Origin of the sequence: Micromonospora sp. RTGN7, assembly GCF_033804645.1 — a bacterium.
GTDB lineage: Bacteria > Actinomycetota > Actinomycetes > Mycobacteriales > Micromonosporaceae > Micromonospora.
Genome location: NZ_JAPZLF010000001.1, coordinates 194,000 through 208,930 on the forward strand (window position 1 = coordinate 194,000; position 14,931 = coordinate 208,930).

General features: G+C 69.7%; 11 protein-coding genes, 1 pseudogene and 1 CRISPR repeat array. Of the genes and pseudogenes, 10 read left to right on the forward strand and 2 right to left on the reverse strand.

What is annotated here, in order from left to right; genetic code table 11:
• Positions 1-8: 8 nt before the first annotated feature.
• The 10 genes and pseudogenes from SNR22_RS00880 to SNR22_RS29315 all read left to right on the forward strand — a co-directional run.
• Entirely contained in the window at positions 9-1,688 is a 1,680-nt protein-coding gene (locus SNR22_RS00880; protein WP_320064285.1) for a Cas10/Cmr2 second palm domain-containing protein, read from the forward strand.
• Positions 1,685-4,114, forward strand: coding sequence for an RAMP superfamily CRISPR-associated protein (locus SNR22_RS00885; protein ID WP_320064286.1), 2,430 nt, complete (start codon positions 1,685-1,687; stop codon positions 4,112-4,114). The genes SNR22_RS00880 and SNR22_RS00885 overlap by 4 nt, the downstream gene beginning before the upstream one ends.
• Positions 4,114-5,814 (forward strand): RAMP superfamily CRISPR-associated protein, encoded by a 1,701-nt coding sequence (locus SNR22_RS00890; RefSeq protein ID WP_320064288.1) that lies wholly within the window; start codon positions 4,114-4,116, stop codon positions 5,812-5,814. The genes SNR22_RS00885 and SNR22_RS00890 overlap by 1 nt, the downstream gene beginning before the upstream one ends.
• Positions 5,811-6,449 (forward strand): CRISPR-associated protein Csx19, encoded by a 639-nt coding sequence (gene csx19, locus SNR22_RS00895; RefSeq protein WP_320064289.1) that lies wholly within the window; start codon positions 5,811-5,813, stop codon positions 6,447-6,449. Before SNR22_RS00890 ends, csx19 begins: the two co-directional genes overlap by 4 nt.
• Positions 6,446-9,040: a TIGR03986 family CRISPR-associated RAMP protein gene (locus SNR22_RS00900; RefSeq protein WP_320064290.1), complete on the forward strand. Its 2,595-nt coding sequence runs from the start codon at positions 6,446-6,448 to the stop codon at positions 9,038-9,040. The genes csx19 and SNR22_RS00900 overlap by 4 nt, the downstream gene beginning before the upstream one ends.
• A gap of 112 nt (positions 9,041-9,152) precedes the next feature.
• Entirely contained in the window at positions 9,153-9,842 is a 690-nt protein-coding gene (cas6, locus tag SNR22_RS00905; protein ID WP_320064292.1) for a CRISPR-associated endoribonuclease Cas6, read from the forward strand.
• Positions 9,839-10,120, forward strand: coding sequence for a hypothetical protein (locus tag SNR22_RS00910; protein WP_320064954.1), 282 nt, complete (start codon positions 9,839-9,841; stop codon positions 10,118-10,120). Before cas6 ends, SNR22_RS00910 begins: the two co-directional genes overlap by 4 nt.
• The gene (cas1b, locus tag SNR22_RS00915; protein ID WP_320064937.1) at positions 10,041-10,976 is read left to right on the forward strand and encodes a type I-B CRISPR-associated endonuclease Cas1b; all 936 of its coding nucleotides are present in this window, start codon (positions 10,041-10,043) and stop codon (positions 10,974-10,976) included. The genes SNR22_RS00910 and cas1b overlap by 80 nt, the downstream gene beginning before the upstream one ends.
• Before the next feature lie 3 nt (positions 10,977-10,979).
• Positions 10,980-11,243, forward strand: coding sequence for a CRISPR-associated endonuclease Cas2 (gene cas2 / locus SNR22_RS00920; RefSeq protein WP_320064293.1), 264 nt, complete (start codon positions 10,980-10,982; stop codon positions 11,241-11,243).
• Between the two features lie 89 nt (positions 11,244-11,332).
• A CRISPR array of direct repeats spans positions 11,333-11,824; the repeat unit is 30 nt; unit sequence GTCGCTCATCACCCCTGGAGGGATCGCAAC.
• Positions 11,825-12,087: 263 nt separating this feature from the next.
• Positions 12,088-12,252 (forward strand): annotated as a pseudogene (locus SNR22_RS29315) (hypothetical protein); the annotation flags it as partial.
• On the opposite strand, the gene gdhA reads toward SNR22_RS29315, so the two are convergent.
• Positions 12,245-13,591 carry an NADP-specific glutamate dehydrogenase gene (gene gdhA / locus SNR22_RS00925; protein WP_320064294.1) on the reverse strand — a complete coding sequence of 449 codons (1,347 nt, stop codon included), beginning with the start codon at positions 13,589-13,591 and terminating at the stop codon, positions 12,245-12,247. The pseudogene SNR22_RS29315 and the gene gdhA overlap by 8 nt on opposite strands.
• A gap of 405 nt (positions 13,592-13,996) precedes the next feature.
• Positions 13,997-14,848, reverse strand: coding sequence for an ATP-grasp domain-containing protein (locus SNR22_RS00930; RefSeq protein WP_320064296.1), 852 nt, complete (start codon positions 14,846-14,848; stop codon positions 13,997-13,999).
• Positions 14,849-14,931 lie beyond the last annotated feature (83 nt).

The window sequence follows — 14,931 nt, forward strand, 5'->3', positions numbered from 1 at the left end:
ACCTGGACATGGACAACGAGGCCACCGGCCGCAAGCACTGGGTGCTGATCGAGACGGGCGGCAACCAGCGCTACATCTTCGGCAGCAACCGGCTGCGGCACGTCGTCGGCGCATCCCAGCTCGTGCACGAGGTCGGCACCGAGTGGGTGCCGGAGGCGGTCGCCGACGTCGGCCTGCCCGAGGCCACGGTGGTCACCAAGGCTTCCGGCAAGGCGCTGCTGCTGGTGGACGCGGCCGACGACGGCAGGGCGATCATCCGGAAGGTCAGCGAACGGGCGTTGCGGGAGGTGCCGGGGCTCCAGGTGACCGGGGTGGTCGGCCCGTCGTTCGACGCGTCCGACGACGCCGCACACGAGCCGGCCCGCCGGGCAACCTACAAGCTGCACGCCGCTGTGCGGGCCGGCCGGCCCGACCCGCTGGTGCGGGACCGGGTGTTCCCCTGGCACGAACTGTGCCGGGACAGCGGCCGGCCCGCCGCCGGGATGGAAGGGTACGGCGACGAAGAGCCCGTGCCGGCGTCAGCCGGCGTGCTGGCTCGATCCCAGGCGCGGGACCGGGCCCGCAAACGGTTGCTCGACAAGCTCGCCGAAGGGCCGGTCAGTGCGGGTCACGGACGGCTCTCCCAGGTCGTGCCGGCGCAGCTGGAGGAACTGCGACACGACCGCTGGATGGCGGTCGTGCACGCCGACGGCAACGGCGTCGGCGGCCTGTTCCGCGAATTCATCGACCACATCGCCGAGGTCGAGGGGGGCGGGCCGGTGTCGCTGGCGACTCACGCCCATTACCAGCGGAAGGTGTCGGAGGAGCTAGAGACGGCCACCTGGGAGGCGGTCCGGGACGCGGTCGGCAAGCTCCTCGACGAGTCGTCGGAGCAGGACGCCGGGTGGCTGCTGCCGATCGTCGTGGGTGGGGACGACGTGACGGTGGCCTGCGACGCGGCGGTGGCCGTTCGGTTCGTGCGGCACTTCGCCGAGGCGTACGCCGTTCGCACGCAGCAGCAGGAGACGCTGTCGAAGGTGGCGGCGCAGGCCACCGGCCACCCCGGCCTCGCCGCCTCGGCCGGGATCGCCGTGGTGAAGCTGCACCACCCGTTCGCCACCGCATACAAGCTGGCCGAGGCGCTCACCGACTCGGCGAAGCAGTTGCGGCACAAGGGCCAGTCCCTGGCGGCGTTCGACGTGCACGTGGCGCACACGTCCACGCTGCGGGAGCTGCCGGAGCTGCGGGAGTACGTCGAGCCGGCCGGCGTCAGCCAGCGGGTCGCCCGACATGCCGGGCCGTACCTGATCGGCCAGGCCGAGAAACTGCCGGTCGGGCTGCGCCACCGCAGCGTGGAACTGCTCGACGAGATCGGTGGCTGGCTGGGCCCGCAGGGGTGGTTGTCGGCCGCGCAGGCGCACGCCCTGCGCGAGGCCGCCGACCGTAGCCTCGCCGAATACCAGTACCAACTGAAGCTGACCGTGGACCACGCCCCCGAAGCGGAGCGGGCCCGCGCCCACGCGCTGCTCGACATGCAGCCCGCCCCGAACGGCGGCGACGAGGGGCGGGTGAGCCAGGCGGACGACACCGACCCGGGCGGCCCGTTCCTGCGCCTCTTCGACGCGCTGCACCTGCGCGGCCTACGCCTGGACTCCTCCGCGCCGTCGACGACGAGCAGCGGATCTACCTCTGCCGGTGGTGCCTCATGACCCTGCCCACGACCTTCGAGGTCACCTTGGAGTTCCTCAGCGACTGGCACGTCGGCACCGGCCAGGGCCGGCTCGGCACGGTCGACGCCGAGGTCCGCCGGGACGCCGACAAGCTGCCCTTCGTGCCGGCCAAGACCCTCGTCGGGGTGTGGCGGGACGCCTGCGAGACGGTGGCCGACACGTTCGACCGGGCCGCCAGCGAGCCGGGGGCGTGGCGTGCCTGGGTCACCTGGCTCTTCGGCACCCAGGCCGGCAACGCCGACTCCCCCGCTCGGGCGGGCGGGCCACCGCAGCCGGCGGCGTTGCGACTGACCCCGGCCCGCGCCCCGGACTGGATGCGCACCGGGGTCCGTAGCCGACCGGCGCTGGCGCAGGCGGCTGTGGTGCTGCGCCCCGGGGTGCAGATCGACGACACGACCGGCACCGCCGCCGACCAACTGCTGCGCGTGGAGGAACGGGCCATCCGGGGCCTGCGGCTGCACACGATGGTCAGCGTCGCCACGGGTGTCACGGAGGACGCCGGGCCGCTTCCCGCCCCGGCCGAGCTGCTGCTGCGGGCCGGTGCCCGGCTGGTCGAGGCGCTCGGCGGCAAGCGGAACCGGGGCAGCGGACGGTTGGCGTTCCTGCTGCCCGACTCGCAGGTGACGGGCGTGGACGGCCATCCGACGGTGACCGACCGCCGGCTCGCCGAGCTGCTGGCCGCCGGGGTGCCGGCCGCGCCGGCTGCCCCGCCGCCCGCGCGCGACCTGGTCACCGTCTACCCGTACGAGCGGATGCCGGCCTCGGGGCGGCGCGTGGTCCGCGTCGCGCTGCAGGTCCTCACCCCGGTCGTGGCCGCCGAGAAAGTGCTGGGCAACGTCATCACCAGTCACACCAGCATCCCCGGCACGGCGCTACTCGGCACGATCCTGCGCCGCGTCGCGGTCGCGGGCTCCGGTGACGGCGACGGTCGTGGCCAGATCGGTCTGAACGACCTGCGGGTGGGCGACGCAGTGCCGGCCGTGATCGACCGAGACGATCCGGCGTCGGTTGTCCCGGCCTACCCGGTGCCGGCGGTGTGGCAGCGGGGCGACAAGGGGCGAGGCGCGACGGTCTACAACTCCCTCGACGGCAAGCCCGAGTCGGACGCACGGGCCAAGTCGATGTCCGGCTGGATCGTCGCCGATGGCCCCCAGTGGCGTCCGGTCAGCCCAGCCATGACCGCCAACACGCACGCGGTGGTCGACGACGACGCCCGCCGGCCGACCGTGGCCAGCGGCGGGGTCTACACCTATGTCGGCATCGCCGCCGGCACGTTGCTGTGCAGCGACATCGTGCTGCCCGCCGAGGCGCCGCTCCGACTGAAGGAGGGTGAAGAGCTCCGGTTCGGCCGCTCCCGCAAGGACGACTACGGCCTGGTCAAGGTGGTCAAGGTGATCGACCTGCCGCCGAGGCCAACGCCACCGGCCCTCACGGCGGGGACGCTGCGGGTCTGGTGCGTCTCCGATGTGCTGCTGCGCGACGAGCGGCTGGCCCCCGACCCGTCCCCGAGGGCCCTGGCCCGCGCGCTGTCGACCGCGCTGGCCACGCCCGAGGTGGAGAACCCGGCGGCTACGCCGCCCCCCGTGTCGGTCCAGGTGGTGCCGGCGGAAACAGTGGCCTCGGTGATTCGACGGGAGGGCTTCACGGTCAAATGGGGTCGCCCTCGCCTCAGTCAGGTCGCGTTGCGGGCCGGCAGCGTGGTGACCTTCACCGTGACCGGCGAGATCGATCCGGTCCGGCTAGCGGAGGTGGAACGCGAGGGCATCGGCGAACGCACCGCCGAGGGTTTCGGCCGGCTCCGGTTCAACCCGCCGGAGCTGGCCATCGCCCGCCCGCCGGTGCAGTTCTCCGACCTTGTCGAGTCGACGGCCGGGAAGGCCGCAGGCGGGGAAGCGGTCGAGCGGGAATCGATTCCGGTGGAGAAGGTGGGCGAGCAGGCACATCCGCTGGAGGTCAACGCCTGGCGGCGGGAGTTGCGGCGGGCCAGTGCCGGGCTCGCGCCGGAGGACCTGGTCAAGGGGGTCGACCGGCTCACCGGGAAGCGGGCCCAGCTCGGGTCGCTGCGGGCGCAGTTGGAGCGGCTGTACCTGCCCGGCGGCACCCGCATGGTCGAGTCCTGGTTGGAGGGCACCGGGGCGGTCCGGGCCCGCCAGGAGATGTGGAGCCAAGACGTTCTGGACGATCTCAGAAAGCTGCTCGTGAGCGACCGAAACCTGGTCTGGGAGCGTCTCGGGTTGCACAAATCCCAGTCCCACCTGGTCTTCGCCCCCGGCCGAGAGGCCGCCGTGCGGGATTACCTGCACACCGAGGCGGTGGTGACGTCGATGACCGACGCGCTTCGGGCGCTCGCCCGCACACCGGCACAGCCCGAGGCCGGTACGCGACACACGGAGGAGATGCCCTGATGGGCCAGTCCATCGGAACCCGCATCGAGGTGCTCGGGACTCTCGTCTGCCTCGGCCCGGTCCATGTCGGGGGTTGGGACAGCACCAGCGCCGAGGCCAACTTGACGGTCGCCCGCGACGGCACCGGCCGCCCCTTCCTGCCCGGCACCTCGCTCGCCGGAGCGCTGCGGGCCTACATCGCCAGTCTCGAACAGTTTCGCCGCGCCGAAGAGGGCAACGAACTCATCGACGCCCTGTTCGGGCACATCGGCGGCCGGCACAGCCAGGAGGGTTCGCCGTCGTGGATCAGGGTCGACGACGCGCACCTGATTGGCCCCGACGTCGCGCCGGTTACCCGCGACGGGGTCGGCATCGACCGGGTTTCGGCCAGCGCCGCCGCGAGCATCCTCTACACCCGGCAGGTGCTACCGGCCGGCACCAGGTTCGCCCTGCGCCTGGTGGCCGACACCCCGACCGCCGCCGCCGATCCGGTTTCCTCCGAGGGGTGGCCGGCGCTGATCGAGCAGGCCATGCGGGGCATGGTCGCGGGCCTGCGCCGGGGCCGGGTGACGGTCGGCGCCGGTCGTGGCCGCGGCTTCGGGCGGGTCGAGCTGCGCGACGTGACGGTACGCCGCGTCGACCTCTCCGACCCGGCCGGCCTGGTCGCCTGGCTGACCGGGGCGGTCCCGGTCGTGCCGGACGAGGACCCGGCCCCGGTCGGACCCGACGAGCACGGTGAGGCGAGCGTCCAGTCGGACGGCCGGCTGGTTGTCACCGTCGACTGGCGGCCGATCGGCCCGCTGCTGGTCCGTGACTCGGTCAGCGGCACGGTGGTCGACACGCTGCCGCTGACCGAGACCGCCGCCGACGGCACCGTCCGGCTGCTGCTACCGGGCTCGTCGATCCGAGGCGTGATCCGGTCGCACGCCGAACGCATCGTCCGCACGCTGCAAGGCCGCGACGAGGCCCCCGCCGAGGAGGAAGACGACAAGGATCTACTCGCCGTGCTGCGGCAGCCGCCGCTCGGGGTCGACATGCTCTTCGGCTCCGCCCCGGCCGGGCGCGGCGAGGACGGCGACCGCAAGGGCTGGCGCGGGGTGCTCCACTTCTCCGATTGCCACAGCGTCGGGCGAATCAGCGCGCAGACCTGGAACGAAATCGTCACCATCAGCCCCAACCCCACGCCCGTGGCGCAGCCGGAGAGTGGCCTGCAAAAGCCGGAACGGGACGAGCGCAACACCGAACGGGAGCGGACCCGAAACCTGCTGCGCGAAACGCTGAACGGCTCCAAGAAGCGCGGCTTGGCCTTCACCGTGAGCGACCACGTCGCCATCGACCGATGGACCGGCGGGGCCAGCGATCACCGGCTGTTCAGCGTCCTCGATCCCGACGCCAAGACGGCCTGGGAGCCGATCCGCCTCGAGGTGGACGTCGCCCGGTTGACCCGGCACGGCCGCTCCGACGGGGCGTCGGCCGCGCTACCGCTGCTGCTGCTCGTCCTGCGGGACCTGCGCGACGGGTGGCTCAGCCTCGGCTACGGCGGCACCCGTGGTCGAGGCCAGATCGAGGTGACCGACGTGACGTTCGACGGGGCCGGGTTGGACGGATCCTGGCAGTCGCTCGCCGGCCGCACCCTCGACACCATTCTTGCCGACCCACCCGAGGACGTGATCGCAGCAATGAGCACCTGGAAAGCCCTGTTCGAGGAGACCGCAGCGTGAGCACCGCCCTGGAACGCGCCGCCTTGCACGCCGTGAGCACCAGATGCACCGCCGCCGAGGCGGTGGCCTGGTTCGCCCCCGGCACCCCGCCCGACGGGCAGGTGATCGGCTACGCGCTCTCGCCCTCAGCGGCAAGCTGGGTGCGGGTGCACGATGACGGTGCCGTCGAGAGGGTCGACGCCGCCGGTAACGCGCTCGCCGAGGCGTACGAGATGGTGCTCTTCGACGGTGAGCGGGAGTTGCGGTGGCTGCGCACGCCGGACGGCCGGGGCATCGCCGTCGCGCTCGGGGAGGAGCCGGCCCGGCTGCCTGACGGCGACCCCGCCAGCGCCACGCCGCCGCGCCGCGCGAAGGGCACCGTTCGGCGGCGGCTGGACGGGGTGGCGACCCCGCACTCCCGCGCCGGGTGGACGACGTTGTCGAGGAGCCGACGCCGGCACGCCCCGGCGCACCTGCCGGGGACGTTTCCAGAACGTGCCCGGATCGAGGTCGAGGTCGTGGAGTACGTCATCAAGGACGAGCACGGCAATCTCGACGTGGTCGAGAGCCGCACGGTGGGGCTGCGGTCCGTCACCTCGGAGACGGCACCCGGCCGGACCGCTGTCACGACCAGCCAGGAAGGGGCGACAGCATGAGCACCCCGAAGAAAAAGCTGACGAATACCGTGGTGGCGGAGTTGACCAAACGCGGCGACGTCCTCGAAGGCATAGTCGACAAGCCCAAGCCAACGCGAGTTCTCAGAAAGGAGTGGGATTCCACCCTGGCCGAGCATGTGGACGGCATGCACGAGGGCGAGAGCGTCAAGGTCAAGGTCACGATCGATCAAATCCAGAGCGGGACACGGACCGTCCGGCTGGCCGAGGTGGTGTTCAAGCGAGACGTAAGGCGGGAGAAGACGCTCCAGGAGAATGGTGGGTTCGTCAACCCGTACACGTTCGTGCCGACCCCGCCCCGCACAGGGCTGGCCGGTACCAGCATGGGCGACGCGGGGCCGGCCAGTCACGCCCGGATCGTCGACGGACAGTGGAGCGGGAGCCTCGCGCTGACCCTGACCACCGTCACGCCGCTGCTGCTGCCCGTGCCTGCCGCCACGCAGCCGGATGACAAGATCAGAACCTTCGACGTGCGGGTGGACGCAGATGGCCAGCCGCTGATCCACGGCGCGTCGCTCAAGGGTGCGTTGCGCAGCGCGTACGAGACGATCACCGCCAGCCGATACGGGGTATTTTTCGAACACCACGAGCGGCTCGCCTATCGGGTGCCCCCGGACACCCCGCAGAGCCTCACCCCGGCCCGGGTCATGCGGCCCGCCGGTGGCACCCCGGTATTCCGGCTGTGCCGGGGTGCCACCGCGTCGGGCAGGCCCAGCCGCAGCACGAACCAGAAGCCATACGTCGTCCTAGTGCCCGCGTACGGGGAGGACACAGAGCCCGTCCGGCGGCTCGGCGAGTTGGCCCACGGGCCGCTGACCCGGCACCACGGCCACGAGGTCCATGCCCTGGTGGTGCAGAGCGGACGGGACGGACAGGGCAAGGGTGGCTCCCGCGCCCCACGCGCCACCCACCTGGCGCACACCGAAGCGGAACTTCAGGCCAGCCTGCGGGCGTTGTCGGGCCGGCCCGACAACGGTCAGCCCCGGATCGTGCGGGGATGGTTGTCCGCCACCGGACGTTCCATCGACAGCAAGCGCAACGAGCGGCTGTTCGTGGAGACCCCGGGCCTGGACGTGCCGCTCACCGACGAGCACGTAGAGTACTGGGAATCGGTGTTGCTGGCCTACGATCTGGCCCACGGCTACCACGATCCCCGCGCCACCTACCGCCGCGATCCCGCCACGGCGGAGGGAATCGAACGCTCCTTGCACGTTCCCAGCACCCCGGATCTGCGGAAGCTTCCGGACGGCACGCTCGTCTACGTCAAGTACGACGACAGAGCCCGCAAGATCACCGAGGTTCACCCGGTCATGATCGGCCGGTTGCCGTTCGACGCCGCCCCCGGTGAGCTGTTGCACGAGAGCTTGCGTCCCGCCCAGAGTCGAAAGCAGCTCTCCCCGGCGGACCATCTGTTCGGCTGGGTGCCGCCGGGGCGACGCGACGACGACGCCTCCGGATACCGAGGCCGGCTGCGGGTGCGGTCGATCACCTGCACCACCGGCGACTGGAGGCCAGCGTCCTTCCCGCCCGAGGGCGTCACCCTCGCGCCGCTAAGCAGCCCCAAGCCCACCCAGTTCCGCTTCTACGCCGCGTCCCATCCGGAAACCGGGATGCCCATGCAGCGGGGAGCGGCGAAGAGCAAGGGTTACACCACCGGCACGGGGCTGCGCGGTCGCAAGATGTACCGCTGGCGCGAGGAGGAACCCGAGTACTGGCAGCCGGACAAGCACGAGGGCCAAGACAAGGACAAGGAGGACAAGGGCAAAGACGCCCCGGCATACCTGGCTTCGGAGGATCAGAAAGAGCACGCTACGCAGCTCGTCCGCCACGAGAGTTGGGTGCGACCCGGGGTTACATTCCAGGTCGAGCTGTTCCTCGACGGCGTGCGGAAAGCCGAACTCGGCCCCCTGCTCTGGCTGCTCACCCGTGGCACGGCTGCGCCACTGCGCCTCGGTGCCGGCAAGCCGTACGGATTCGGCGTGGTCACGGCACGACTCGACGCGGACCGGACCCGGCTGTGGGATGCCGACGGAACCCGCGAAGGCTGGCTGAGCCTGAACCGTCCCGCTCCGGTCGACCTGCAACGACTGACCGAGCTGGCCGAAAAGTTCCACGACCGCGCCCGCAACAACGAGGTGCTGCACGAGGCTACCGAGTCGTACCTGACGGCGGCAGCCCCCGTCACCGAGCCGGTGCACTACCCGCGAGTGAGCCCCGAGCCGCAGGCCGAGAGTTACGAGTGGTTCGTCGAGAACGACAGGATCGAGGGGGGCGAGGTCGCCGAGGGTTGGCCCCTGCCGCATGTGCGTGACCCGGAGCAGCGGTTGCCGTACCTGCCCAAGAAATCCGACGACGATAGCGGCGACGGCAATCGGGGCAGCGGGAAGAAGCAACCCGGCCGCAAGCCGGACGCTCGGTCCGGGCCCAAGCCAAACACTCGGTCCGTACCCAAGGCGGAGCCTCGTTCCGTGCCCAGACAGGGCGGAGGCTCCACTGCCAAGCCCAGCCCGGGACACGGGACGCCGCGACCCGGACCAGCCGGCACGAAGTCGGGCAATCGCCGCCCCTCCTGACTCATCTTCCGGCATCGGCCGGCGGATTCCACAAAGGCAGGCGAGAGCCATGCCCATGACCCGGCCGATCGTTACCCGCACCGGATCACAAAAGCGAACGGAGCTTATTTTCATGCGGTTCTATGCCGACGTCTCCGGTCCCACCGCGCCACTGCCCTGGAAGTACGTGCACGGTGTGGCGCACGCGGTGGTCTACGGCCTCATCGCTGACCAGGCTCCCGCGCTCGCCACGCACCTGCACGACGCCGGCTGGCAGCAGAGTTCCCTGAAGCCGGTGGGCATCTCGCCGCCGGTCTTTTCCGATGCGCCGAAGAAACGCAGCGCGTACATGATGTCGCCGAACGGCCGGATCTGGTTCGGCTCGCCGATCCCGACGCTCGCCGGGAATCTGTTGGCCGGCCTGATTAGCCGCCGGGAGCTGCGGTGGGGGCCGGTCACTCTGACCGTTAAGGGTGCCCAACTGGAGCCGTTGGCCGCGCCCGAGTCGCCCGCGGTCCTGGAGACCCGCTCGCCCATTGTGGTCAAGGGCGAGGAAGACCGCTACCTCCTGCCCGACGACGCCGGGTTCGTCCCCGCGCTGCTGGCGAACATCCGGCACAAGGCCGATGTCCTCGGCCTGCCGGGCGACGCCGAGCTGGAGGTGCTCTCGGCCGGCCCTCGGCGACGCTACGAGGTCGCCAACGGCATCAGGATCGGCGCGACCGCGAAGATTCGGCTCACCGCCGACCCCCGCCTGATCGGCGCGCTGCGCGAATGGGGGCTCGGACTGTCCAACATCCAGGGATTCGGGTGGGTGCGGTGACGGTGGTCGCCCCGGCCCGGCCGGCGCTGGCGTCGACCACGCACCCGCTGCAATCCTGCGGCGCCTGGGCCGTGGCGGTCCTCGCCGGCCGGTCCGATCCGGGCGACGTCACCCCGGAGGATCTCGACACCGTCGCCGCAGCGCTGGTTGACGACATCGTCGAGCGGGCGAAGCTACTGGCTGACCGAACCGTGCCGGATCCGGCGCGAGGACAACAGCATCCGCATCGAGCGGGTGGACGGGCAACCCGTCCGTATCCCGATCACCGACATCCGTGACCTGGTGGTCTTCGACAACGCCGACATCAACACCGCCGCCGTGTCGCTGCTCAGCCGGCACGGCGTCACCGTGCACCTGCTCGACCACTACGGCAACTACGCCGGCGCGATGACCCCGGCCGACGACATGTCCTCCGCTCACGTCGTCCGCGCCCAGGTCACCCTGACGGCCGATCCGGGTGCCCGACTCGCTGTTGCGCGGGCCCTGGTCAGGGCGACCGCTACCAACATCGCCTGGGCCCTGGACACGAAGCTGCTCGACGGTCCGCTCGAACGACTTCCCGCACAGGTCGACGCCTGCACGTCGACCGAGGATCTGATGGGCGTCGAAGGCAACTTCCGGCGCACCGCCTGGGGGGTGCTCGACACCCTGTTGCCCCCATGGCTGCAACTGGACGGACGCACCCGTCGACCGCCCAGCAACGCCGGCAACGCATTCATCAGTTACCTGAACGCGATCACGTACGCGCGGGTCCTCACCGCGATCCGGTGCACACCGTTGCACCCGGCGATCGGCTTCCTGCACGCCGACACCGACCGACGCCGCAACACCCTCGCCCTCGACCTCGCCGAACCGTTCAAGCCGCTGCTCGCCGAACGGCTGCTCCGGCGAGCAGCCGCGCAGCGAACCCTGACCGCCGCAGACTTCGTCAGCGACGTACGCAGCGCGTCCCTGAGCCCGGCCGGACGGAAGAAGGTCTCGGTGATGGTCCGGGAAGAGCTGGCCACGACGGTCTACCACCGGCAACTGCTGCGCAAGGTCTCCTACGAGGAGTTGATTCACCTGGAGGCGCTCAAGCTGGTGCGGCTGTGTCTCGAAGGAACGAGCTACAAGCCCTTTCGGCCCTGGTGGTGACCGATGTTCATCGTCCTAGTCTACGACACCGCCGTGGAACGCAACCCCGTCGCCCTGCGTACCTGCCGGCAGTACCTGCACTGGGTGCAGCGCAGCGTCTTCGAGGGCGAGCTGTCCACCGCGCAACACCGGAGCCTCATGATCAAGCTCCGGGAGCAGCTCGACCTGAGCTACGACAGCGTGCGCGTGTACCGGATCGGTTCGCCGCACCTCGTCCAGGTCGAGGCCCTCGGCGCCGCACTCGGGCACCCGGATTCGGTGCTCTGACCTGCACAGATGCACAACCGGCGGATTGCTGCAAAACTCCATGGAATCCGGCCCTGGAAAGGCGCTCTGACCTGCGACTTAAGGTTCGGGTCGCTCATCACCCCTGGAGGGATCGCAACGAGTACAGCGCCCCGATGACCCGCGCCGCTTCATGTCGCTCATCACCCCTGGAGGGATCGCAACACGTAGGCGCCTGCCTGCCTCAATCCGAGTTCCGGGTCGTCGCTCATCACCCCTGGAGGGATCGCAACCGGTACGGATGCAGTGGTAGAGACCCTGCGGTGCCGGGTCGCTCATCACCCCTGGAGGGATCGCAACATCCGACTGTGAGCGGTATGTGTCCGAGGGGCACCTGTCGCTCATCACCCCTGGAGGGATCGCAACGTAGTAACGCCGCCGCGGGCGACTGGTCACTCCGGTCGCTCATCACCCCTGGAGGGATCGCAACTTGGGGAGCGGCTTGTCGCCGAGGTCGGACGCGGCGAGTCGCTCATCACCCCTGGAGGGATCGCAACAGGGGCCGGCGGGGCCGGTCGACGTGGGGGCCCTGTGTCGCTCATCACCCCTGGAGGGATCGCAACCCGATGTCCTGGTGGGCGTCGCGCAGGCACGCGCGTCGCTCATCACCCGGGACCGCCCTCGTGACATGTTGCGCTCCCTCCAGGGGTGATGAGCCACCACCTCTCCGCAGTCCGCATGTCCGGCCAGTACTTGTCAGGCCGGTGAGACCAGCGGGTGTTACGCCGCTTGTGGCATCGGTTGATCGGTTGCGGGTTCACTACTCCGGCACGGGGTCGAACTACACGTCTTTCCGGTTCGCGGACGCTGAAGAACGAACGTCGTCTACCGCACGTCCTGGCGGACCCGAGACGAGGCCGAGAACGCGATCTTCACCTACATCGACAGCTGGTACGACACCCGCCGCATCCAGATGGAACTCGGCGACCGCAGCCTTCCTCAGCCAGACTCCAAGATCGACAGCGCACCAGCACCCCGCCGTCTCAGATGAGCCCGTGGGCGAGCATCGCCTCGGCGACGAGCCGGAAGCCGTCGATGTTGGCTCCAGCGACGTAGTTGCCCGGCATGCCGTACTCGTCGGCGGTGGCGTAGCAGCGGGTGTGGATGGTCCGCATGACTTCCCGCAGCCGCTGCTCAGAATGGGCGAAGGTCCACGAGTCGCGGCTGGCGTTCTGCTGCATTTCCAGCGCGCTGGCCGCGACGCCACCGGCGTTGGCCGCCTTACCGGGCGCGAATCGCACCCCGGCCTCGGCGAAACCCCGCACCGCCTCCGGCGTGGTGGGCATATTAGCCCCCTCCACCACGATGGTGCAGCCACCCGCGATCAGGGTGAGCGCGTCGGCGGCGGTGAGCTCGTTCTGCGTCGCGCAGGGGATCGCCACCTGGCAGGGCACCTCCCAGACCGGGCGACCTGTGACGAACGTGGCGTGCGGGCGGGCGACGATGTATTCGTCGATCCGTGCCCGGCGGATCTCCTTGACCTGCTTGAGCACCTCGACGTTGATTCCCTTTTCGTCGTACACAAAGCCGGAGGAGTCCGAGCATGCCACCACGGTGCCACCGAGCTGATGCACCTTTTCAATCGCGTAGACTGCCACGTTGCCCGAGCCGGAGACCACCACTCGTTTTCCGTCGAGGCTGTCGCCGCCGTCGGCGCGTAGCATCTCCTCGGCGAAGAACACCGCGCCGTAGCCGGTGGCCTCCCGGCGCACCTGGGCACCGCCGTAACTGAGGCCTTTACCGGTCAGCACCCCGGACTCGTACCGGTTGGTGATCCGCTTGTATTGCCCGAACAGGTAGCCGATCTCTCGGCCACCGACTCCGATGTCGCCGGCCGGCACGTCCGTGTACTCGCCGATGTGCCGGTACAGCTCGGTCATGAACGATTGACAGAACCGCATCACCTCCCGGTCGGAGCGGCCCTTGGGGTCGAAGTCCGACCCACCCTTGCCGCCGCCGATCGGCATGCCAGTCAACGCGTTCTTGAACAGCTGTTCAAAACCGAGGAACTTCACGATCCCCAAATAGACCGACGGGTGGAAGCGAAGACCTCCCTTGTACGGGCCCAGGGCACTGTTGAACTCCACCCGGAAGCCGCGGTTGATCTGGACCTCACCGCGATCGTCCTCCCATGGCACCCGGAAGATGATCTGCCGCTCCGGCTCGCAGATCCGCTCAATAATCTTCGCTTCGGCGTATTCGGGATGCCTTTCCAAGGCCGGCACGACACTGTCGAGCACCTCCCGCACCGATTGGTGGAATTCGGCCTCGCCAGGGTTGCGCCGCACCACCGAAGTGAAGATCGACTCTAGCTTGTCCTGTACCGACACAAATGCTCCTCGGTGTGCAACCATGGCCGGTTTGCCGCGCGTGTTGGGTGACCTCGCGGGTCACCTACACCGCCACGACCATGTCAAGATCATAATTCCGTGCTGTAGGTGGCGATTGTCGCGGTACGAAAATTCCGGCGTGTTGAGCAAGAAGCTCCGGCAGGACCAGGTTCCTCACGGACCTTGACCTTGACGGCGCTTCGTCGTGGTTCAGTGTGACATTCCCGCTGGTGGTCCCGTTACCAGCGGTGCCGTTTGGCGAGGTGACAGCACTGCGGCTGCGTGCCGCGGCCTGCTGGAGTTGCTGGTCGAGGTAGCGGACGGCCGGTCGTCACGGGGCCGGGATCATCCGGCTGGTCGTCCTAGCGCTCACTACGGCGACGGCGGCGGCGGTGTCGTTCAGCGTCATTGGGCAAGCAGGGCGGCGATCATCGTCTCGGGTCCGACGGTGATCGGCCGATCACTGACCTGCCCGTCGCCGAGTTCGATGACTCTCCATACCCCGTCATCGCGTAATGCCAGGTCCACGGTAACGAACGGCAGACCAAGCCCGGCGATCAACGGTACGACGGCAGCAAGATCAACCTCCACCGAAGGAAGGTCGTTCGGGGTGTCCGGGTGTGAGCCGATCAGGACGCAGGCACCGTCCACCCACCACGTGCGTACCTCGGCGGAGACGAACCGTTCGAAGCGCCGCAGCACGAACCCGCCCACGAAGTCGTCCTCGCGCAGCTCCAGGAACCGGCTCGCCACCTTCCACACGGCCACGTCGTCGCCGAGGTCGGGGATGAAGGCGGCCTCGTCCCAGTAGTGCTTCATCGACTTGGTGTAGTCACGCAGCACCGCCGGTCCCGCACCGAGCTCGACACGCGCCCGGTCAAGGTCCGCCCGACTCGACCCGTGGGTCCACGCCGTCGCGGGAGTGACCGCAGCCAGGTCGGCATACCACCCAGGCAGCTCATGCGCCCGCCGGTACTGCTCAGCACCGGTTCTCAACACCACACCACGCTCGGCGAGCACCTCGGCGAACGCCGCATACCGCTCACTCCGCAGCATCCAACCGCGATAGACCGCCACACCGCTGCCTGAAACTGACGCGACCGCCCGACGCACATCACCGCCGCCCGCCAACGTGTCGTGGTCGACCACCGCCACATCGAGCCCGGCAGCACGAGCGGCTGCTGCCTCAGCCGCAAAGTGCTCGTCTGGGTGGCGCGGACGGAGAGGGTGCGCGGGAACCAACAGGATCACGCCCACATCGTGCCTGACACAACCGCCCGACCCGAACGCGTATCCGTCGCAGAACCGACGGATTGCACCGTCAACGCGCAAAGACGCGG

Excerpts from the sequence above, each read along its gene's own strand:
- cas2 (WP_320064293.1), top strand. The coding sequence starts at position 10,980 with ATGTTCATCGTCCTAGTCTACGACACCGCCGTGGAACGCAACCCCGTC.
- SNR22_RS00900 (WP_320064290.1), top strand. The coding sequence starts at position 6,446 with ATGAGCACCCCGAAGAAAAAGCTGACGAATACCGTGGTGGCGGAGTTG.
- SNR22_RS00890 (WP_320064288.1), top strand. The coding sequence starts at position 4,114 with ATGGGCCAGTCCATCGGAACCCGCATCGAGGTGCTCGGGACTCTCGTC.
- cas6 (WP_320064292.1), top strand. The coding sequence starts at position 9,153 with ATGCGGTTCTATGCCGACGTCTCCGGTCCCACCGCGCCACTGCCCTGG.
- SNR22_RS00880 (WP_320064285.1), top strand. The coding sequence starts at position 9 with ATGGACAACGAGGCCACCGGCCGCAAGCACTGGGTGCTGATCGAGACG.
- SNR22_RS00885 (WP_320064286.1), top strand. The coding sequence starts at position 1,685 with ATGACCCTGCCCACGACCTTCGAGGTCACCTTGGAGTTCCTCAGCGAC.